Source organism: Ruegeria sp. HKCCD6647-2 (genome assembly GCF_057221075.1).
Window position 1 is genome coordinate 148,388 of record NZ_JBWVBD010000003.1, and the last position, 19,779, is coordinate 168,166.

19 protein-coding genes are annotated in these 19,779 nt (G+C 56.8%); 12 read left to right on the plus strand and 7 right to left on the minus strand.

The features are described 5' to 3' along the window. Positions 1-148 precede the first annotated feature (148 nt). Together AC2TDJ_RS09805 and AC2TDJ_RS09810 are read left to right on the plus strand one after the other, a co-directional pair. Positions 149-1,576: an NfeD family protein gene (locus AC2TDJ_RS09805; protein WP_480841679.1), complete on the plus strand. Its 1,428-nt coding sequence runs from the start codon at positions 149-151 to the stop codon at positions 1,574-1,576. Next, positions 1,576-2,343, plus strand: coding sequence for a slipin family protein (locus AC2TDJ_RS09810; RefSeq protein ID WP_480841681.1), 768 nt, complete (start codon positions 1,576-1,578; stop codon positions 2,341-2,343). Before AC2TDJ_RS09805 ends, AC2TDJ_RS09810 begins: the two co-directional genes overlap by 1 nt. A 171-nt stretch (positions 2,344-2,514) precedes the next feature. Here the strand turns inward: AC2TDJ_RS09810 and AC2TDJ_RS09815 are convergent, their stop codons facing one another. Beyond that, positions 2,515-2,985, minus strand: a complete 471-nt coding sequence (locus AC2TDJ_RS09815; protein ID WP_480841682.1) for an Lrp/AsnC family transcriptional regulator — start codon at positions 2,983-2,985, stop codon at positions 2,515-2,517. A 101-nt stretch (positions 2,986-3,086) separates the two neighbouring features. Here AC2TDJ_RS09815 and AC2TDJ_RS09820 point away from each other — a divergent pair, with 101 nt between their 5' ends. From AC2TDJ_RS09820 to AC2TDJ_RS09845, 6 genes are all read left to right on the plus strand, one after another. Then, entirely contained in the window at positions 3,087-4,097 is a 1,011-nt protein-coding gene (locus AC2TDJ_RS09820) for a pyridoxal-phosphate dependent enzyme (RefSeq protein ID WP_480841684.1), read from the plus strand. Then, positions 4,090-5,214 (plus strand): amidohydrolase, encoded by a 1,125-nt coding sequence (locus AC2TDJ_RS09825; RefSeq protein WP_480841686.1) that lies wholly within the window; start codon positions 4,090-4,092, stop codon positions 5,212-5,214. The genes AC2TDJ_RS09820 and AC2TDJ_RS09825 overlap by 8 nt, the downstream gene beginning before the upstream one ends. Positions 5,215-5,354: 140 nt before the next feature. Next, positions 5,355-5,705, plus strand: coding sequence for a DUF1428 domain-containing protein (locus AC2TDJ_RS09830; RefSeq protein ID WP_480841688.1), 351 nt, complete (start codon positions 5,355-5,357; stop codon positions 5,703-5,705). Positions 5,706-6,238: 533 nt separating this feature from the next. Next, positions 6,239-8,296: an adenylate/guanylate cyclase domain-containing protein gene (locus AC2TDJ_RS09835; protein ID WP_480841690.1), complete on the plus strand. Its 2,058-nt coding sequence runs from the start codon at positions 6,239-6,241 to the stop codon at positions 8,294-8,296. A gap of 226 nt (positions 8,297-8,522) precedes the next feature. After that, positions 8,523-8,753 carry a type II toxin-antitoxin system CcdA family antitoxin gene (locus AC2TDJ_RS09840; RefSeq protein WP_480841692.1) on the plus strand — a complete coding sequence of 77 codons (231 nt, stop codon included), beginning with the start codon at positions 8,523-8,525 and terminating at the stop codon, positions 8,751-8,753. Then, positions 8,753-9,052 carry a CcdB family protein gene (locus tag AC2TDJ_RS09845; RefSeq protein ID WP_480841694.1) on the plus strand — a complete coding sequence of 100 codons (300 nt, stop codon included), beginning with the start codon at positions 8,753-8,755 and terminating at the stop codon, positions 9,050-9,052. The genes AC2TDJ_RS09840 and AC2TDJ_RS09845 overlap by 1 nt, the downstream gene beginning before the upstream one ends. Before the next feature lie 38 nt (positions 9,053-9,090). Here the strand turns inward: AC2TDJ_RS09845 and AC2TDJ_RS09850 are convergent, their stop codons facing one another. The 4 genes from AC2TDJ_RS09850 to ubiT are packed head-to-tail and all read right to left on the minus strand — an operon-like array spanning position 9,091 to position 12,725. Continuing rightward, a complete protein-coding gene (locus tag AC2TDJ_RS09850; RefSeq protein ID WP_480841696.1) occupies positions 9,091-10,302 on the minus strand; it encodes an NnrS family protein in 1,212 nt (403 codons plus the stop codon). Beyond that, the gene (gene ubiV / locus AC2TDJ_RS09855; RefSeq protein ID WP_480841698.1) at positions 10,299-11,201 is read right to left on the minus strand and encodes a ubiquinone anaerobic biosynthesis protein UbiV; all 903 of its coding nucleotides are present in this window, start codon (positions 11,199-11,201) and stop codon (positions 10,299-10,301) included. Before ubiV ends, AC2TDJ_RS09850 begins: the two co-directional genes overlap by 4 nt. A 4-nt stretch (positions 11,202-11,205) precedes the next feature. Next, a complete protein-coding gene (gene ubiU / locus AC2TDJ_RS09860) occupies positions 11,206-12,183 on the minus strand; it encodes a ubiquinone anaerobic biosynthesis protein UbiU (RefSeq protein ID WP_480842244.1) in 978 nt (325 codons plus the stop codon). After that, positions 12,183-12,725: a ubiquinone anaerobic biosynthesis accessory factor UbiT gene (ubiT, locus tag AC2TDJ_RS09865; protein ID WP_480841699.1), complete on the minus strand. Its 543-nt coding sequence runs from the start codon at positions 12,723-12,725 to the stop codon at positions 12,183-12,185. Before ubiT ends, ubiU begins: the two co-directional genes overlap by 1 nt. A 137-nt stretch (positions 12,726-12,862) precedes the next feature. Here ubiT and AC2TDJ_RS09870 point away from each other — a divergent pair, with 137 nt between their 5' ends. Continuing rightward, positions 12,863-14,371 (plus strand): UbiD family decarboxylase, encoded by a 1,509-nt coding sequence (locus AC2TDJ_RS09870; protein WP_480842246.1) that lies wholly within the window; start codon positions 12,863-12,865, stop codon positions 14,369-14,371. After that, positions 14,368-14,940 (plus strand): UbiX family flavin prenyltransferase, encoded by a 573-nt coding sequence (locus AC2TDJ_RS09875; RefSeq protein WP_480841700.1) that lies wholly within the window; start codon positions 14,368-14,370, stop codon positions 14,938-14,940. Before AC2TDJ_RS09870 ends, AC2TDJ_RS09875 begins: the two co-directional genes overlap by 4 nt. 79 nt (positions 14,941-15,019) lie before the next feature. On the opposite strand, the gene AC2TDJ_RS09880 is transcribed toward AC2TDJ_RS09875, so the two are convergent. Next, entirely contained in the window at positions 15,020-15,874 is an 855-nt protein-coding gene (locus AC2TDJ_RS09880; protein WP_480841702.1) for a LysR family transcriptional regulator, read from the minus strand. A 103-nt stretch (positions 15,875-15,977) separates the two neighbouring features. On the opposite strand from AC2TDJ_RS09880, the gene AC2TDJ_RS09885 reads away from it, so the two are divergent. Both AC2TDJ_RS09885 and AC2TDJ_RS09890 read left to right on the plus strand, forming a co-directional pair. After that, positions 15,978-16,457 (plus strand): c-type cytochrome, encoded by a 480-nt coding sequence (locus AC2TDJ_RS09885; RefSeq protein ID WP_480841704.1) that lies wholly within the window; start codon positions 15,978-15,980, stop codon positions 16,455-16,457. A 30-nt stretch (positions 16,458-16,487) separates the two neighbouring features. Further along, entirely contained in the window at positions 16,488-17,366 is an 879-nt protein-coding gene (locus tag AC2TDJ_RS09890) for a c-type cytochrome (protein WP_480841706.1), read from the plus strand. An 82-nt stretch (positions 17,367-17,448) separates the two neighbouring features. On the opposite strand, the gene AC2TDJ_RS09895 is transcribed toward AC2TDJ_RS09890, so the two are convergent. Then, positions 17,449-19,542 (minus strand): tetratricopeptide repeat-containing sulfotransferase family protein, encoded by a 2,094-nt coding sequence (locus AC2TDJ_RS09895; RefSeq protein ID WP_480841708.1) that lies wholly within the window; start codon positions 19,540-19,542, stop codon positions 17,449-17,451. Positions 19,543-19,779: the final 237 nt, after the last annotated feature.

A 19,779-nucleotide genomic window follows, 5' to 3' on the forward strand; every position in this document is an offset into this window, starting at 1 on the left:
TGACGCAGCGACTTCACAACCTTTTGCAAACGCGGACGTATTCCGCGCGGCGCTTTCGATCATCGCCTTCGCTGAATTTTGCACAGAATTTTACCTGAGATTTGAGGAAGAAACAGATCGCGCTACCTTTTGGTGTGGGAAAGTAAACATGGAGATTGCAAAGAGGCCATTACAACTCCTCTGTCTCATCATCCTGACCTTCCTGTTGGCAGACCGGTCGAATGGTCAGGTTGACACGACGGAAGACGCCGGGAACCGGGTGTTGCACACGGTGATTGAAGGGCCAATCGGCCCGGCAACCGTGCATCACATAGCGCGCGTGCTTGAGCGTTCAGAAGACCGGAAAACTTCGGCAGTTGTGCTGCAACTCAACACCCCTGGTGGGTTGGCTGATGCAACGCGCGAAATCATTTCAGAAATCCTGTTGTCACCGGTTCCGGTGATCACCTATGTCGCTCCGCCCGGCGCCCATGCTGCCAGCGCGGGCACCTATTTTCTTTATGCCAGTCATGTTGCCGCGATGGCTCCGGGAACCAATCTGGGTGCGGCGACACCGGTGGCGATCGGTGGGCTGCCGGGTGGGTTGCCCGGGCAACCGACCGACGCCGCGGACGAAAAGGATGACGAAGCCAAAGGAGAGGCCGAAGACCCTCTGGCGCCAAAGGATGCCATGTCGGCCAAAGCCACCAATGACGCAGCGGCCCTGATCCGCAGCCTGGCCGAGATGCACGGCCGTAACGCAGACTGGGCTGAAAGTGCGGTACGGCAGGCCGAAAGCTTGTCGGCGGCCCAAGCACTGGAGCTGAATGTCATCGACCTGATGGCCGCGGACCTCAACGCGCTTTTACGGGATGTCGACGGACGCAGCGTGGTGATGGGTGAAACCCGACAAACACTGAATGTCTCTGGATTGCCCGTGGAACGGATCGAGATGGCGACGGTCACCCGCATTCTCAGCATTCTGTCAAACCCGAATGTGGCGTTGGTGCTGATGATGCTTGGCATCTATGGTTTGATCTTTGAGTTCTGGAACCCCGGCGCGATTGTTCCCGGCGTTGTCGGTGCCATCTGCCTGACGCTCGGACTGTATGCGCTCAACCAATTGCCGCTCGATTACGCCGGGCTGGCGCTGATCGGGCTCGGGATTGCCTTCATGGTGGCCGAAGCCTTTTCGCCCAGCTTCGGGGTGCTGGGCCTGGGTGGGATTGTCGCCTTTTCACTGGGTGCCGCGATGCTCGTGGACACGGATGTTGAAGCCTACCGTATCTCTTGGTGGCTGATCGGGGTCATGGCGCTGGTCAGTGCCTCGGTTCTGGCCATGCTTCTGGGATACACGGTTCACACGTACCGGCGCGCTCCGGTATCGGGTTCTGCGCGGATGTTGGGGGCGCAGGCCCGCGTGCTTGAATGGTCGGGAGGCACCGGTTTCGTCTGGGTCGAGGGTGAACGATGGCAAGCTCAGGGAGAGGTCGGCCTTCAGCCAGGACAAGACGTTCATGTGTTGGACGTTGACGGTCTGACACTGCGTGTCGGGCGGGCGACCGAGGGCAATCCAAAGCCAAGCGGAGGAGTGTGATGATGGAAGTAATCCAATTCGAATGGATCGCCTATTTAATCGCTCTCGTGCTGGTGATTCTGTTTCTGCAAGCGGCCATCTATATCTTCCGGGAATATGAGCGCGGAGTTCTATTCACCCTCGGCCGCTTCACACGGGTTTCGGGGCCGGGTTTTGTTTTGATCATCCCGGTCGTGCAGCAGCTTGTACGCACTGACTTGCGCATGTTCGTTGAAGATGTGCCCAGCCAGGACGTGATCAGCCGCGACAACGTTTCGGTCAAGGTCAACGCGGTGATCTATTTTCGCATCGTCGATCCGCAACGTGCCATCATAAATGTGGCTGATTTCCGGGCCGCTGTCAGCCAACTGGCGCAAACCACTTTGCGGTCTGTTCTTGGTAAACATGAACTTGACGAAATGTTGGCCGAGCGTGACAAGCTCAACGCCGACATTCAGGAGATTCTGGACCGTCAGACCGATGCCTGGGGTATCAAGGTGGCAAATGTCGAGATCAAGCATGTCGATATCGATGAAAGCATGGTGCGCGCAATTGCCAAACAGGCCGAAGCCGAACGCCTGCGTCGGGCCCGGGTCATCAATGCGCAAGGTGAGTTTCAGGCGGCGTCGAAACTGGTGGAAGCCGGCAAGCTGCTGGCGACCCAACCAAATTCCATGCAGCTGCGATATTTCAATGCTCTCAATGACATTGCTGCGGACGGTACGACAACGGTTGTATTTCCATTGCCGATCGATCTTCTTCCCAAATCAAACAAGAAGAATGAATGAAGCACTTTCAGGCGTCATTCACAGGTGATGTGTTGGATGTTTGTCCCTTGTTACTCAGCAAGTCTGGATGCCTTTATCCAAGGGACCATTTTTCGCTCTGGAAAGGATGACAACACCGGCGGATACCGTTTCGCGACAAAGCCCGGCCTCATTGGACCGATCAGGTTTGGATCACTTGCCATCCTGCGCCGGGATGGGCACCTCGAGGCTGACCTTTTTGCGCCCCATAACGACGGACGTTCGAAACCGCCTGACGTTGGAGTTGTTGAAAAACAGGCGCTTTGTGAGCGCCTCGAAATCATCCATGTCGATGGCGGTGCAGATCAGACAGAAATCCGCTTCACCCGTCACATAGTAGCATTGCTGCACCATCGGTTCGGACTGAATGCGCCGGGTGAAGGCATCGATCTGATCTTGTCGCTCGCGTTCAAGTTCGACCATCACGACAAACGTCATGGCCACGCCAACTTTGTTCGCGTCGATCACAGCCACTTCGCGCGCAATCTGTCCGTTGTCACGCAATGCCCTGAGCCGCCTTTGAACGGACGCCACCGACAACCCGGTTTCGGAGGCCATGGCCTCCAGCCCACGGCGCGAGTCCGTTTGCATCATGCTCAAAAGCTGTGCGTCCTGGGCATCCATAAGAAATCTCCGTGATTGTTTGCGTGGATGTGAGAATAATTCTCTCAGTTTAGCCAATCGGTGATCAATTTGGCGCACGAAAATCAGGTAACTTTACGGTTATGGAACAAAGAATCGTACTAAACCCGGAAAAACCGCGTTCGCTTTGGCGCACAAATTCACTCTATAGCCCCAGCCCGCTGAACAAAGTCACGTATCGTGGCCGACGGCTGTTGATCAAAGATGAAACCGCGCGCATGGGTTTGGGAGCATTCAAGGCGCTTGGCGGCATTTATGCAGTAGCCCAGATGATTGCGGACAGGGCGGGCGTGGGTCCTGAGCCGCTAGCCATGGACAGTGATGCCTTTCGGCGAACAGCTCAAGAGATGACATTCGTTTGCGCAAGTGCCGGCAATCACGGAATGGCGGTTGCCGCTGGCGCGCAGCTATATGGTGCCAGCGCGCGCATCCATTTGGCAGAAACTGTTCCAGAGGCTTTTGCCACAAGGTTACGTGACAAAGGGGCCGAAGTAATTCGATCCGGAGTGGATTACGAAGCCAGCGTGGCTGCCGCCATCAAGGACTCGGAAGAAAGCGGCGCCTTGCATTTGGCTGATGGGTCATGGCCCGGTTACACCGAACCTCCGCGTCTGGTGATGGAAGGGTACACCGTAATGGCCGAAGAAATGCGCGAAACCTTCGAGGCGTCGGGGGAATGGCCGAGCCATGTGTATCTACAGGCCGGCGTCGGTGGGCTGGCGGCTGCTGTGGCCTACATGATCCGGGCCAACTGGTCTGTGCAGCCGCGCATCCTTGTGGTCGAACCCGACGCAGCTCCTTGCCTGCGCGAGAGTGCCAAGGCCGGACACCTGGTGACTGTTACGGGACCGCAGTCAAATATGGGTCGTCTGGATTGCAAAACACCTTCGATGCTTGCCTATGAGATTCTGCGCAATGCTGCCGACGATTGGCTGATGATAACCGATGCAACTGCCACAGAGGCCGTGGGTGCTGCCAGAGAGTTGGGTTACTCTACGACTCCGTCCGGTGCGGCAGGGCTTGCAGCTTTCCTGAGGGGCGACGCCTCCGCGCCCCTGGTTATCCTGTCTGAAGGGGGTTTGGTCGATGATTGATCCGAAGGCCTTTCGCCGTGATTTGCATATGCACCCCGAAACAGGTTTTGATCTGAGCCGGACCGCAGCGCTGATCGCCGACCATCTCGAAGCTGCAGGCCTGGAAGTCGCCCGGGGGGTCGGCAAGACCGGTTTGGTTGCCACACTGCGTCGTGGGACTTCGGAAATCGGGATTGGGCTGCGCGCAGACATGGACGCGCTGCCCATAGAAGAGGCAAACAGGTTTAAGCATCGATCAACTGTTCCGGGCAAATTTCATGGCTGCGGGCACGACGGGCACAGCACCATGCTGCTGGGATCTGCCTTGGCTTTGGCCAATGATCCCGATCTGGATCGCACGGTCCATTTCGTTTTTCAACCAAACGAAGAAAACGGTCTGGGGGCGGCTGCCATGATCGATGACGGTCTCTTTGAACGGTTCCCGATGAGCGCAATCTTTGGCCTGCACAATCTTCCCGGATTGGAGGTCGGTCATTTCGCAACACAACCCGGACCGTTCTGCGCGTTCGAGGACAATTTCGAGATCGTCATCGAAGGGCGAGGAGGTCACGCCTCAATGCCTGAAAAAGGCATTGACCCAATCGTGACCGGCAGTGCGATAGTACTGCAACTGCAGACGATTGTGTCCCGAAGTCTTCCGCCAAGCGAACATGCAGTGGTATCGGTAACCGAGTTCATCACCGATGGTGCTCGGAACATTCTGCCGAGCAAGGTAAGCATCCGAGGTGATTGCCGGGGGTTTTCGGCCCAGGTTTCGGATGCTATCGAAAAACGCATGCGTGACATCGTTGAAGGTGTCTGCCTGGCCCAGGGCGCAACCGGGAACATCAGCTATTCAAGATCCTTCGAGCCGCTCGTGAATAACCCGGATGCGACCGAAGCGATGGTGAACGCAGCGCAGGCAGTCGGGTCCATTGAACCGAATTATGGTCGCGTAGGGTTTTCCGAGGACTTTGCCGAGTTTCTAAAACACCGACCCGGCGCATTTGTCCTTATGGGCAACGGGACCGAGGGGCACAACGCAGTACCCCTTCACAACCCGACTTATGATTTCAACGACGAGGCAACACAGGCCGGAATCGATTTCTGGTGTCAGCTTGCCAAAGCCGAAGTTTGATTGCCAATTTCTGTAGCAGCCTCGGCAGGAAAGGGTACCGAACAAAAAACTGTGGCCAAATGCTGGCGCAGCATATTTGGCTCTGCGGCCGCTAATTAATGCTAGACTGATCGGACCGACATCTTCTGGAGGACAAAAAATTGGCGTGGATTATGGCATATGCCGGGGCAGTCCCCACGGCGAAGAAAGCGCAATACGAAGCACATGCCGCGCGGATGGCGCACATCTTCCGCAAGCACGGTGCAACGCGAGTCGTCGAAACATGGGGCGGAGCAGTCCCTCCGGGCGAAGTGACATCTTTCCCACTTGCCGTGCAGGCCGGCCCCGATGAAACTGTCGTGATGGGTTGGCAGGAATGGCCCGATCAAACGACGCAGGAAGCGAAGTTCGCAGAAGCCATGCAAGACCCGGAAATGGGTGACATGAAAGACGTCCCGATCAATGGAAAAACCATGATTTTTGCAGGGTTCGAGGTTTTGACGGACGTATAAGCTTCCGCAATGTGTCGGAGCGGAGGTCCTTATCCCTTTCGTGGCAGTGCAACCGAGACCATCTGAGGCGCTCCGGCTGTTGTAAAAAGCGAAAAGAATATGAAGCAAGCCACTGGCGTCAAATTGCAAACCAATACTCTGCCGACTGATCCGGCGCCGAATTATTTATCAACTTAAACCTGGCTTGTTGGCGATTTTCTGAACATCAAACACACACTGCTTCGACGGTGTTGGTTGTCATGACTATTGGTCGCGCAGCCCCGTTCAAAGTTCTTCAACATATTGAGAATTCAAGGCAATGTGATGCTGGGCTCGGGTGACATATGTGGTTATCTTGCAGGAACCATTATTCGTCAGCCGTGGCAGAATAGGAGACCAAATCATCCAGACATGTTGCAACCTTCCAAACGGGCTTCACACTTGCCTTGTCAGATGGGATTGCCCGACAGCCGTGGGATTGTCGCATCGACGATTTACGCAACAATCGGGCTGCGTGTGCTTCTGACAGCGGCGTTTATCATATTGGAGTTACCATGCGTGTCAGCGTAGGGATCGCAGTGACAATGCTTGTCGCCCTGTCGATCGGCGTGTCGACTTTCGTTGTACACTCGCTGTGGTGGACAACCGCGCGCGAAAACAGCCGGATGCTTGCGGCTGAGATCAACAGTCAGATCGCCAACACCGTTCGGATCGAGGTCGGGTTGACTCTGAGGTCGGCAGAAGCCGCCTGGGCCGCTGTCCGAACCATATTTGTCCAGAACGTTATTGCGACGCGGCAAGCCGACAAACGAGAGTTTGTTTTCCTGTCCCAGTTGCAGGCCCAACCCAATATTTCCTGGATCATGTTTGGCTGGCCAGACGGGAATTTTTTCGCGGCGCACCGTCTTGGAGACGGTGGCCTTGAAATGATTGAGATCGATAGCGAAATCCGAGATCGGATGCTGCGCAGAGATCGGTACATTTTTATTCCCGGCGACATTCAATTCGAAGAACGGAACTTTTCGCCAACAACTTACGATCCGCGCGATCATGTCTGGTTCCGGAATTTCATAGGGCGGAGCTCGCCCGATTGGATCGAAGCCCGCGATTTGCCGGGCAGCCAAAAAACCGTTTATGCGTTTGCCGGACCCGTTGACGTGAACCGCAGACGGCAGGGTGTTCTGGCAGTTGTTATCGAAACCGATCGGCTTTCCCGTTTTCTGGGCACGTTGCGGCCGGGTGAATTCGGTGCTGCGTTCATTCTCGATGCGGACGGCAAAGTGATTGCTGCGCCGGATCCGAATGCAGATGAGGTCACGCCGGCGCGGATGGGCGAAGGTGACCTCTACGAGGTTGCCAAAATTTCGGGTGAACAGTTGTTGGGTGACGCCGCCACGCGGGCAGCCATGAATTCGACGACCAGAGTCGTTAACGATGGGGTTCCTTATGCAGTGGCGCTGACGCCGCTGGGATTTTATGGCTGGCGCGTGGCCACGGTCATTCCGGAATCGGCTTTCCTGTCCGGGATCGACCAGACGTTGGTCAGTTTGATTTATGTGTTAATTGGCGTCGTAGTCGTGGCAATCGGACTGGCGATCTGGCTTGTCAGACGGGTCGTCTCGAATCCTTTGGCCGATATTGTCGATGATCTGAACAAGGTCGAACGTTTCGACATCGAACAGATATCAAGCCGACCATCCAGGTTGTCGGAGCTTGCCAACCTTTCCGCCGCCACGGCAAACATGGCCGCTGGTTTGTCTTCATTCCGCAAATACGTTCCCACGGACCTTGTGCGGACTTTGGTTTCCGAAGGTATAAACACGCAACCCGGCGGAGAAATGAAACAGATTTCAGTGCTGTTTTGCGACGTAGCCGGATTTACGGGCCTTTCCGAGAGGCTTGGACCAAAAATCGTCGAACTGATGGAGCCTTTTTTTGATGCTGCATCATCTGCCATTTCCCGTCACGACGGTACGATTGACAAGTTTATGGGCGATGCGGTGATGGCGTTCTGGGGCGCACCTCGTCAGGATAGCAATCATGCCGAGAACGCTTGTCGGGCCGCATTGGATCTTGTCGCAGCGGTCGCAAAAGCAGATATCCGGGACGATAACGGTGACCCTTTGCGCGTCCGGATTGGGTTGAACAGTGGTGAAGCGTTGGTTGGGAACATTGGCTCCGAAGAACGCCTGAATTATACGGCAATTGGCGATGTTGTGAACGTCGCCAGCCGTTTGGAGGGTGCCAACAAGGCCTATGAAACGTCGATCCTGATTGGGCCCGAGACCCGGCGTGCTGCCGGTGACACCATCATTGCAAGAGAGCTGGATACGCTCGCTGTGTTTGGCCGTGCTGGCGGGCTGGTGATCTATGAGTTGATCGCGATGGCCGATAGCTCTGACAAATCACATAGCTGGATCGAAGATTATGAAAACGGGCTCGCCTGCTATAGAAACAGGCGGTTTGACGAAGCGATTTCGGCTTTTGAGGCGGCCGGGAAGGCGCGCGGTGATGATCCGGCGTCGTCGGTTATGAAGATGCGAGCCAGCAACTTTCTCATTGATCCTCCACCGGATGACTGGATGGGTGTTGCGGTTGCCGACACCAAGTGAATTTAATTTCTTCTTTCGGCTGTATTCGTCAGGCAGGACATCTGATTTGCCAATTGTGCGGGTCTACGTGCAGTATTGGAGCGGTAGGGTCTTTGAAGATCCGATTTAGGTGCCGAGCGGAGGCTGATAAAGCTCCAGGCATGCGCATAGATGTATCGTATATTATGCGCAAGTTTGACGCACAAATTTGTTGTTGATACAATTGGTGCATTAGGAGGTTGGCCGGATGAATGCCCAATCGCGAAAGCCGACGAACTTGTCGCTCGACAGTGCTCTGCTTGCCGAGGCCAAGGCGCTGAAGGTCAATCTATCCCGCGCGGCTGAAGAGGGTGTTCGCGCCGCTGTGGCTTCGGCCAAAGCGGAACAGTGGAAGATCGAAAACGCTGCCGCCCTGAAAAGCTCCAATTCCTATGTCGAGAAACACGGATTGCCGCTCGAAGGCTTCAGGCAGTTCTGATGCCGAAATACGATGTGTTTCCCAACCCGTCCGGTGACGGCTTTCTTCTGGATGTTCAAACTGACCTGCTGAGTGACTTGAACACTCGCGTTGTGGTGCCGCTTTTGCCAAAAACAATGGCACCTAAACCGGCAACCCGGCTCAATCCAGTGTTCGAAATCGACGGTGAACCTGTCGTCATGGTCACGCAGTTTATGGCCGCCGTTCCGATCGGAATCCTGAAATCACAGGTTGGCAACCTGAAAGATGAGTTTGAACGCATTACGATTGCGGTGGACATGCTCATGCAGGGGTTCTGACGTGCTATGAGCGTCGATGATTGGGGCCAATTACGTCTCTACGCCTGATGCCGCCGGCCGCTGAGAACCGGGCGCTGCAGTGGTTGGTTCAGGGCTGGCAAAAACCCAATCGCAAACGCGGACCAAGCAGCGCACCATACGCCTGCCGCCAGAGGCACCAACGGTAGCCCAGGGAAGATCGGCGCGGCCAAGCGGATCCATGTAGCGACCCAAACCAAGAGAAACCCGATTGTGTACCCCAACGTGGCCTGCATGATGCCGCTTTCGGTATGCGCCGCCGCCCGACCGGATATCGCCATTATCAGGCCCGACATTCCACCAATTGTGATGGCGTGTATTGCGTCGCTCAAAGGATATGGCGCGGACAAAAGGCCGGAAAAGCCCACAACGATCAGGCCAATTGGCAGCCAGAGGAAAGCAAGGTTCAGCGCAGCCAATAAGGGATTGCAGAGGGCTGGCAGGCTTTGCCACTTGCCTATGACCAAAAGCAAGGCCAATCCAGAGGCGATCATGGCAACATGAGCTATGGCAAGATATCCGAACATGTTGGCCACTAAAGCTGCAACCAGCAGAAGGAGTATCAAGACTTTCAACCATGCAGGGTCTCGATTCTCCGGAATTGCGCGCCCTGTCATCGCAAGCCAGTTTTGGGTGAAGGCGGGAATTGCTCTCATCCCAATGCTTGTCATCAGCATGACAAGACCGATCAGTAAGGTGTGAACCACAGCCAGGCTGTCCCACGGCGACCCAGTTCTCGCAGCTTGCAGAAAAATGACATCGCCAACACCCAGACACACTATTGCAGACAGATACCCGAGTTTACTGAAGGCACGGGACAACAGCAGGTGGTAGCCGATGATCCCCGCCAACAGAGCAAAATACCCGGCGTTGAGCGACAAAAGCAGCGTATCTGGAATATGAGCGGCCAAAGCCATTGCGAGGCGTGCGAACACCCAAATCGCCAACAACACTTTCAGGACCGTGCCTCGAACCGGGGAAATGCCAGTCCAGGCCGGAAGTGCTGTCAGCAAGTAACCACCAATAGCCGCGCCGGCAAAGCCGAAGACAAGCTCGTGAACGTGCCAGAGGACCACCGGTTCGAATGACGGGCCGGGAAATTCCAGATAATCTCCCAGCGGCCACCAGCCCACGGATAGCAGGGCGCAAATAATGGCTGCCGAAAACAGCGGGCGGTGCGCCGCTTCCCAGAAATCGCAAAAAAACTGGTCGTCGACCGACGCCGAAGTCATGGCGCCGAAGTACCGGACCAATCCGCTCCGCAGGCCCCTGTCAGGAAACCGTCGCTCAGGCGAATGTCGGGATCAGAAGCGAGGACATCCTTTGTCAATTGCCCTTTGTTCAGATTTCGATCTATCCGCTCGCGATACAACGCGCACAATTGCAAAAAACCGTTCGATTGCGGTGACAGGCGCAGGGCCGAGACGCCGGCATCACGCAACATTTCGATTTGGTTGTCGGTACAGGCATAGCTGTCCGACAAGGTCTGCACCCCATTCATCGCCATAAAGGGTTTGCCGTCGCTGGTCAGCACGTCCAGCCCGTCAGGATCGTCCTCGCAGGCGAATTGGCAATTGTCTTTCGTGCGCCCATGCAAACGCGCGTGATAGCACCGACCCGATATTGCAAGCGGCAGGCGCCCGTGCCCCCAAACTTCTATCGCAACACCCAGCTCGGCAGCGGCTTTCGCCAAGGTTTTAACCGAGCCTATGGGCAGTTCCGGCGGCAGGCACACGCGACGCGCTCCGCGCGAGGCCAGCCACCTCAACGTGCCCTCGTTATAAACGTTCACCAAAGGACCGACCGAGAAGCCGGTATCTTCGGGCAAATACGCCAATGCGGTCAGGTCGTTGATTTCAACCGTAACCCCCATCTTGGCCAATTCAACCGTCAGCTTGCGTTCACGTTTCAACGTCACCAGTGCCAGGCTGGTCAGGGCAACGTCCTTACCGGCGTCGACAAGTCTGGAAATCGCCTCGGGTATTCGGTCCTGATAAAACGGCAGCCTCTTGGAACAGACGAGTTCCCCGATCACCACTCGGTCTACAGGCGACTGGGTCAAATCATCATAAAAGCGGCTCCAAGTGTCGGCAGGCCAAAAAAACTGGTTGGGACCGATTGTCAGTTCCATCCTGCTATCTCCACGTCTTTTTGTAGGCACCGGTGGTCATGGCCTGCCCTTCCGACAATCGAGCCAGCATGCTTTCGGGCAGCGGTTTTCCCATGTCAAGCGCATCCACGGCCGTGCGGAAATTTCGGACGACCTGCGCGACATAGGATTTCGAACGCTGGCGGCCCTCGATTTTCAGAGCAGTAACGCCTGCCTTCTGCAACTGAGGGATCAGCTTTTCCGCGTTCAGGCTGACGGGATCTTCAAAAAGGTGACCGGATTTTCCACCTGCCGAAAAACACCCTTTGCACAGTGTCGGGTAGGGTGCGGGCTGATCTTTCTCAACGCGGTGAATGAGATAGCCACCCAACCGGGCATCCAGAGCGCCGCGGTCCTCACTGTATTCCACGTGACTGGCTGGTGAGCAGACACCGTTCATGTTCGGTGACAATCCGGTGGCGTATGACGAAAGCGAGCAGCGCCCTTCAGCCATTACACAGAGGCCGCCGAAGACGAACACCTCGGTCTCGACCTCGGTCTCGGCGTTGATCGCGGCAATCTCGGGCACCGACAGGACGCGGGGCAGAACCACGCGTTTAACGCCAAAGGTGGCGGCATAGAAATTGATGACATCAGCGTTGGCGGCGGCCGCCTGTACCGACAAATGCCGGCGCAAACCGGGATGGTTCCGGGCCGCATAGTCCAGCAACCCCAGATCGGCCAGGATTACCGCATCCGCGCCACTGGCTTCGGCATCGCCAACCGCGCGGTGCCAGATCGCCTCATCACCAGCGCGGGGAAATGTGTTGATGGCAACCAGGACCTTGGACCCGTGCGCATGGGCAAATTCCACGCCTGCACGCATTTCAGACCGGTCGAAGTTCAGGCCGGGAAAGTTTCGCGCGTTGGTTTCGTCGTTAAAGCCACAGTAGACGGTGTGTGCACCTGCCTTGACGGCGGCGCGCAATGCAGCCGGAGTGCCTGCGGGGCAGACGATTTCCATCACCATATCGCCGCATCCTCTGGCCGGGTCAGGCATAGCCCGGTTTGGCGTTCCATGAGGGCTATCAACTGCTGAACCGAACGTGCCAAGGGCCCTGAAAGGGCGGCCGCTTCCTGTGCCAGATCCAGCTCTGCATCATCTATTGCGTTGCGCAACGCCAGCGCTGCGCTGGTATCCCCCTCGACAACCAGATCGCGTGAGAAAAACAGCGCGTCGCCATCAAACGCACCGTGAACCAGCCCCAATAGAGCGGCCAGCGAGCCTGAGATTCGCGCAGCGCCCATTGTCGGCCGTCGAGTGAGTTTTATCTTCGGCAGCCCGCCATTTGGATTGAGGCACAGAACAAGCGGCAGATCGACCGGATCGAGGATAAAATCGGTGCGGTCGTATTTGCCGAGACGGTTGATCAAGCCGGGATTGTTTTTTGCGATCTTTCGCGAGAACGCGGTCAACGAGAGCGATAGCGGCGCCAGCGGCATGAACCGCAATGCCGCCGCCAGCGGCGCAGGGCAATACGGAATCGGATTTTGAGGATCGGACAAACAGACCTCCTGCAGCCTCAATGAAAATGTGCACGTGGTCTTCCTAGGGTGCGCTCGGCCCTAGTGAATTGACTGTAGTCAAGTGTGCCGGATGGTTCCGCTGTTAGGGGAGGGATAAGAATCGTCGGAGCAGACCAATTCGCACATTTTCACCCCATCCCAGTCTTCGGGATTTCCTGAGCTGGTGTCGGGAAACCGGTCAGTTCAAAACTGTGCCCGATCCGGTTTCCGTGCGCCATCAGATGACAGCCGTACATCGTGCCGTGCTGGAAGCGCATGGGCCGGTTTTGCAATTCGACAAGCCAGTGAACGAACATGGCTTGGCGTCAGACATCCCCGTCGTTGTGAACCTGTTTGGCACAGCAGAACGCGTCGCGGCGGGGCTTGGCGTTTCGACCGACGGATTGGATGAGCTTGGCGCGTTCCTGGCTGCTTTGCGCGCGCCGGAACCTCCTGACGGAATGCGCGATGCCTTGTCGCGTTGGCCGATGCTGAAAGCCGCTCTGGCGACCCGAGCAAAGCCCGTCAAATCGGCGCCGGTTCAAAATGTGGTACACAGTGGCGATGACATCGACCTGTCGGCACTTCCCGTTCAGACACATTGGCCGGGCGATGCTGGCCCGCTGATCACCTGGCCGGTGGTTGTGACGCGGCCCTGCGCCAGCGAACCGGACAATGTCGGCAGATACAACGCCGGCGTTTATCGCGTTCAGGTTCTGGACCGGAATCGTCTCATCATGCGCTGGTTGCCGCATCGCGGTGGCGCTGCGCATCACCGTAGCTGGGCCCGTAGACAAGAGAAAATGCCTGTGGCGATTGCCCTGGGCGCGAATCCTGCAACGCTTCTGTCGGCAGCACTGCCCTTGCCGGAAACTGTTTCCGAACTGACGTTCTCGGGCGCCTTGAACGGCACGCGCCCTCGATTTGCACCGGCCAAAACGGTGCCGCTGCTCGTCCCCGCCGATGCCGAGATTATGCTGGAGGGTTGGGTATCCCCCGATGAAACCGCACCTGAAGGCCCGTTCGGAGATCACACGGGCTATTACAACCCCGCCGAGCCCTTTCCGGTCATGCATGTCAGCGCCGTCACGCATCGGGAGGCGCCGTTGTACCTGTCCACCTATACTGGCCGTCCGCCCGACGAACCTGCGATTATCGGAGAGGTTTTCAATCAACTTGCCCTCCCGACAATCCGGGCCCAGATTCCCGAGATACATGATCTTTGGCTCCCGCCCGCTGCGTGTTCCTATCGCATCGCGGTTGTCAGCATCGACAAGCGCTATCCCGGTCAGGCCCGCCGGGTGATGATGGCGCTTTGGGGAATGCTGCCGCAATTCAGTTACACCAAAATGATCATAGCTGTGGATTCAGACATCAACCCAAGACGATGGGATGACATTGCCTGGGCTCTGGCCACACGCATGGATCCCGTCCGTGACGTGATGCTGTTGGAAAATACGCCGATGGATTACCTCGACTTCGCTTCCCCTCAGCCGGGACTGGCCGGAAAGATGGGCATTGACGCAACGACCAAGATTGGCAGTGAAACCAGCCGGGAATGGGGAGAAGTGATGCAGACGTCGGACGCGGACAGTGCCTTTGCCGCAGATCTGTTGGACAGGCTGATCCCGGAGTTGAACCGATGACCGACACGCGCGTCATATTGGGGGTGTCCGGCGCTTCAGGAGCCGCCCTCAGCCTTGCAGTTGCCCGGAATTTGTCGGTTCAGGGCATCGAAGTAGATCTTGTCGTCAGCCCTGCGGCCAACCTGACGTTGGCTCAGGAATGCGGGGCGGGTGCGATTGACGAGCTTCGCGATCTGGTGACCCGTCACCATGATACGGCCGATGTCGGTGCCAGTATCGCGTCGGGCTCGGTTCCCGTCGCGGGTATGATCGTTGCCCCCTGTTCGATGCGGTCACTGGCGGCGATCTCACTTGGTTTGGACGATAACCTGCTGACGCGCGCGGCCAGTGTGCAGCTCAAGGAACGTAGGCCCCTTGTTCTGCTGACCCGCGAAGCGCCACTGACCCTGGCGCACCTGCGGAACATGACCGCTGCGACGGAAATGGGCGCAGTGATCATGCCTCCGGTTCCGGCCTTCTATCTCGGTCCAAGCAACCTGACAGACATTATCGACCAGATAGCAGCCCGCGCCGTCGATCGTTTGGGTGTTTGCGAACCGATTGCAAAACGATGGAACCCTTCTGCTTGACACGCGCAAGCGGGTGAAGCTTTGTCAGAATTGCGGTTGACGTTCCGGGAGACTTCAATGAGGCGCGCGGACGGTCTGCTCAGATGCCAGAAATAGCCGTTTGCTGAGACAGGAACTTGACAAGACGTGCTTGCACGACCTCCATCTGCTGCGTTTCGACAGTGTCGATATGCCTCGCTACCCACAAAGGGACGGTTATTCGTGGCATCAGGTCGTCGCGTCGGGTCAGTCGTGGGTCCGCGTCCCCGATAAACCTCGGCAGCACTGTTATCCCACGCCCCAGTGCCGAGATCTCCTGAAGAGTCAGAAAGCTGTCTGCGGCAACCGTCAACTGATCTGCTGCTATGTTTTCGTCCATCCACTTTCCGGCAGCCGACTGAGACAGTGGACCTGACAGCGCAAGCCAGCGATCCTGTTTTTTGTCAGCAGCATAGGCCGCGAATGCAAGATCGGTGGCGACCTCACCCACCAGGTCATCCGCCAACCTGACCGAAGGGCGCACGGCTATGGTGGCCTGTTCGCGCAGCAGATCCAGATGTGTATTACTGCTCATAAGCGACAGCGCCAGGTTCTGTTCCCGGGCCTGCATCTTTACGACAAATTTTGGCAAAATTGTCGCGCAGAGCGTGTCGGTCGAGGTTACCCTGACGCTACCACGCAACTTGGGTTGCCCTCCACCCGCCAATCGGTTGACCTCGTGCATGGCTGACTCAGCAGTTTGCGCGGCGCGGATGATGTGCGCGCGATCCGGCAGCAACCGGTATCCCTGCGCGGTCCGCTGAAACAATTTCTCTCCATGGCGCTGTTCGAAGGCGACAACACGGCGCAGAACCGTCGCATGGTTCACACCTAACCGCCTGGCCGCCTGCAGGACCGATCCGGTATCCGCAACCGCCAAAACAAAGCGCAAGTCATCCCAGTTCTCGTTGTGCATAAATCGCGAATCCACGCTGCAGTTTTGCTGACTGTTATCATATTCCCGAACAGCTATTCTGAAAGCAATAGAGCCAAGTTTTTTAACATTCGGGAGTATCAGAATGCGTAAATCAGCTATTATTGCCATGTCGGCTGTTCTTGTTTCCACCGGTGTGCTGGCGACCGCGGATGGACATGCAAGCGACAAGCAACTTGCTGCCGCGGCCAAGGCGCGCCAGTCCCAGATGCAGCTTTATGCGTTCAACCTTGGAGCGTTGGGGGCTATGGCCAAGGGTGAAGTGGCCTATGACGCGGGTGCGGCATCGGCGGCGGCCACCAACCTGGCAACGCTCGCGTCGCTCAGTCAGGCGGGATATTGGCTACCGGGTTCTGACAACGAAAGTATGGAAGGGACGCGCGCGCTGCCTGCCATCTGGGCGGCTGACAGCGATGTCGGGGCAAAGGCCGAAGGATTTGCAAATGCAGTCGCGGGTATGCAAACTGCTGCGGGTATCGACCTGGAGTCGCTCCAGGCGGCGATGAAACCGTTGGGAGATGCCTGCGGGGCGTGTCACAAAGCCTATCGTGCACCCGAAAACTAGGAATAGAATTTATCCGGATTCCTGATCGCGATGCGGCGTATCGTCATTTTAGTCTTGGGCCTGGTGCTTATCGGGGTCGTTGCCTTCTGGGTGACGCGTCCCCGGACGCTGAGCCCAAACGCATTGGATGGTCTGACGTCAGACGCCTCTCGCGGGGAATTGATATTCGCGGCCATGGGCTGCGCCAGTTGCCACAAGGCCCCAGGGTCGGACGATCCACTGGTTCTTGCGGGCGGGCTGCCGTTCGAAACCGAGTTTGGTACATTTCTTGCCCCAAATATCTCCAGTGACCCGGTGCATGGTATCGGCGCGTGGTCCGATCTGGACATAGCAAACGCTGTTCTGAATGGAAGCTCCCCGCGTGGCGAGCATTATTACCCGGTCTTTCCATACCCGTCGTATTCGCGTAGCCGCATAGAAGATATTGCGGATCTGATCGCCTACCTTCGTACTTTACCGGCCGATCCAACACCAAACCGGCAGCATAAGATCGGCTTTCCTTTCAATATCCGGGCGTCGCTTGGCGGCTGGAAAACGCTGTTTTTGCGACCGGAACACATCGTTCAAGGTGAACTGACGCCTGAACAGGAACGGGGCAGGTACCTTGTCGAAGCGCTTGGTCATTGCGGAGAATGTCACACCCCGCGGAACCCGCTTGGCGGCGCGGATCTTGATCAGTGGCTGGCGGGCGCACCAAACCCATCCGGGAAAGGCCGCATTCCCGACATCCGGCCAGCGAAACTGGGATGGTCCGAAGCGGATATCGCGGCCTACCTCAGAACCGGATTGACGCCCGACTACGACTCCGCGGGAGGAACGATGGTGGAGGTTATCGAGAACACGAGCCAATTGCCGGAAAGTGACCGTCAGGCCATTGCAGCCTATCTGATGATTGTCCCTGACGCCTGATCGTCGGCGCGGGCATTCCAAAAGAAGGAAAATGCAATTTGCTTGCCGGCGCCCCTGATCCAATACTGCTTCGGTTGAGTTTTCAAAACAAAATCTGATTGGAGCCGATTGTCTCGATCAGCGGTTGCAGGTGTTTCTCGTACCGACGCCATTTCGCTTTCGATGACGAATAGAGCGGCTGGCGAACCTGCTGCACGCTGGCTGTACGCACGCGACGCTTGGCTGAGTGGAACTCCAGGCAGGATTCGGCCCAGTCCAAACCACAATACGCGATGAGGCCGCGGGCAACCGTCTCGATATCGTCGACCAGTTCCTCGTACCGGATGGAGTGGAACGCTCCTTCCGGCAGCGTCTCATTCCAATGGTTCATGAGGCGCACGTAGTTATTGAAATACCGTCCCAATTCGACCTGATCATAGCTGTGCAGCTGACTGCGTTCGAACAGTCGCGTGTAGCAAGACAGGCAGGTATCCAGCGGGTCGCGGGCAATGTGTATGATCTTTGCATTGGGCAGGACGCCATGAATCAATCCGATCATCTGGAAATTTGCGGGCATCTTGTCGACAACGCGCTGCGCGTCGGGTCCGTGCAGCTTCAGGGCTGTAACGTAGTCTTCTGCACGCCGGGTCAATGTGTTGTCGGGCAGTGTCCGAACAGCGCCGGGTACATTTGACGAGCCTTCGTTGACCCGTCCGAACAGGTTTTGCAGGTCATTCAGCTCTCCGGCACCTACGACATCAGGATGCGCGTTCAGAATGGATTCGGTCAGCGTCGTTCCGGAACGCGGCATCCCGACCACGAAGATCGGAGTTGCATCGGCAATAGCGCAGGAGCGCAGCCGTTCGATAATGTTTGCATCGAAACTGGCTATCAGCTCGTCCGTCAACGTATCGGTTTCCGCCGGATCATAAGACACCAAAGACCGCTTGATCCCGGCACCTTTGGCAAAGTGATTGAACGCGTCGTCGTAGCGGCCCAGTTTTTCGTAACAGTCGCCCATCGCGAAATGATAAGCGACCGCTTTCTGAGGCAGCATAGCGCCTGCATTCGGCAACTCTGCCTCAAGGGATCGGAAAATGGGGCTGCTTTCGGTGACCTTATCCAAGCGCGCCAGAGCAATCCAAGCACTAAGCCTGTCGTCGCTGGATTCCGTGGCCGCCAAAAAAAACTGACGCGCAGTGTCAAACTCGCCCTGTTCCATCGCGAGGTGCCCCAAGGCCAGCCGGCTTGCAGTCATGTCGGGTTTTAGCTGGATCGCCTTGTGGTACAGGGTGGTTGCTGCATCAACATCACCCAGATGGGCTTTCACCAGGGCAGTCTGATGACAGGCGACTGCATTGTCCGGGTCCAGACGCAATGCCTGCTCGGCCTCGATCAGAGCGAGTTTCGGATGGTTTTTTTCAAACAGAACCTGAGATAGCCCGACATAGCTATCGGCCTTTTTGTCGTCCAGTGAAATAGCATTCCGGAACGCTGCCTCAGCCTTGTCCAACTGGTTTTCCAGCGAGAAGAGACGCCCGAAGTTGCGGTGCAGTTCCGCATTACGCGGAAACTGCTCGATCAGTGTCTCGCAAAGCCTTTTGGCGTCGGTGATCTTCTCGAGTTCGATCAAAACCGAAACAAGGTTGTTTGCGGATTCGGATGAATTTGGTTTTACACGAAGCGCCTTTTCGTAAAGTTCCACGGCCTTTTCACGGTCGCCCCTGTCGCGCGCAATGCTGCCGAGATTGTTGATGGCCCGGTCGAACTCGGGCGCAAGGGCCAAGGCGCGGTGTTGTGACGCCTGAGCCTGGTCCAGATCTTTCAGGTCATAATGCACCAGCCCAAGATTTGAATGTGCTGCTGCGCTGCCCGGGGCGAGGCGCACTGCACGTTCACCAACTTCCCGAGCCTGATCCAACTGCCCGGCCGAGCGCAGAACTTCGGTGAAATTCGTCAGAAACTGTGCGTTTTCCGGTTGCAACTTGATTGCCTGGCTCAAGGCGCTGACAGCCGGGCCGAATTGCCCGGTTTGAAAAGCGATCAGCCCTAGCACGTGGTGCGCGGCTGCAAACTGCGGCACGGCACGAACGATTTCGGAGAAAACGGCGACGGCCTGTTGCAACTGTCCCTGTTCGTAGTGGGACATGCCCTGCGCAAAAGCGTCTTGCACCGATACCTGCCGCTGCTGTGCCATGAACGTGACCTCATTTATGCAGTGAATGTGGGTTTGGCGAACGCAACAAATCCCGACGATGGGCACGTGGTAATGCATTCCTGTGCCATCGTCTATGCAAGTCGTTTTGCTGCGCTTATTTCCGACGTAATGCTTGAACTCACGGCTGCTCGGTGTTTGGCGACGCGGCGCGAGGCTAGATAGCCCGAGCCGGAAATTCGTGTGCATTCCAATTTTAAACTTTCACGCTCAAAGCCA

Coding starts and splice junctions, on each gene's coding strand:
- AC2TDJ_RS09825 (WP_480841686.1), top strand. CDS start 4,090: ATGATTGATCCGAAGGCCTTTCGCCGTGATTTGCATATGCACCCCGAA.
- AC2TDJ_RS09880 (WP_480841702.1), bottom strand. CDS start 15,874: ATGCACAACGAGAACTGGGATGACTTGCGCTTTGTTTTGGCGGTTGCG.
- AC2TDJ_RS09810 (WP_480841681.1), top strand. CDS start 1,576: ATGATGGAAGTAATCCAATTCGAATGGATCGCCTATTTAATCGCTCTC.
- AC2TDJ_RS09820 (WP_480841684.1), top strand. CDS start 3,087: ATGGAACAAAGAATCGTACTAAACCCGGAAAAACCGCGTTCGCTTTGG.
- AC2TDJ_RS09885 (WP_480841704.1), top strand. CDS start 15,978: ATGCGTAAATCAGCTATTATTGCCATGTCGGCTGTTCTTGTTTCCACC.
- AC2TDJ_RS09850 (WP_480841696.1), bottom strand. CDS start 10,302: ATGACTTCGGCGTCGGTCGACGACCAGTTTTTTTGCGATTTCTGGGAA.
- AC2TDJ_RS09845 (WP_480841694.1), top strand. CDS start 8,753: ATGCCGAAATACGATGTGTTTCCCAACCCGTCCGGTGACGGCTTTCTT.
- AC2TDJ_RS09875 (WP_480841700.1), top strand. CDS start 14,368: ATGACCGACACGCGCGTCATATTGGGGGTGTCCGGCGCTTCAGGAGCC.
- AC2TDJ_RS09805 (WP_480841679.1), top strand. CDS start 149: ATGGAGATTGCAAAGAGGCCATTACAACTCCTCTGTCTCATCATCCTG.
- ubiV (WP_480841698.1), bottom strand. CDS start 11,201: ATGGAACTGACAATCGGTCCCAACCAGTTTTTTTGGCCTGCCGACACT.
- ubiU (WP_480842244.1), bottom strand. CDS start 12,183: ATGGAAATCGTCTGCCCCGCAGGCACTCCGGCTGCATTGCGCGCCGCC.
- AC2TDJ_RS09835 (WP_480841690.1), top strand. CDS start 6,239: ATGCGTGTCAGCGTAGGGATCGCAGTGACAATGCTTGTCGCCCTGTCG.
- AC2TDJ_RS09840 (WP_480841692.1), top strand. CDS start 8,523: ATGAATGCCCAATCGCGAAAGCCGACGAACTTGTCGCTCGACAGTGCT.
- AC2TDJ_RS09890 (WP_480841706.1), top strand. CDS start 16,488: ATGCGGCGTATCGTCATTTTAGTCTTGGGCCTGGTGCTTATCGGGGTC.
- AC2TDJ_RS09815 (WP_480841682.1), bottom strand. CDS start 2,985: ATGGATGCCCAGGACGCACAGCTTTTGAGCATGATGCAAACGGACTCG.
- AC2TDJ_RS09895 (WP_480841708.1), bottom strand. CDS start 19,542: ATGGCACAGCAGCGGCAGGTATCGGTGCAAGACGCTTTTGCGCAGGGC.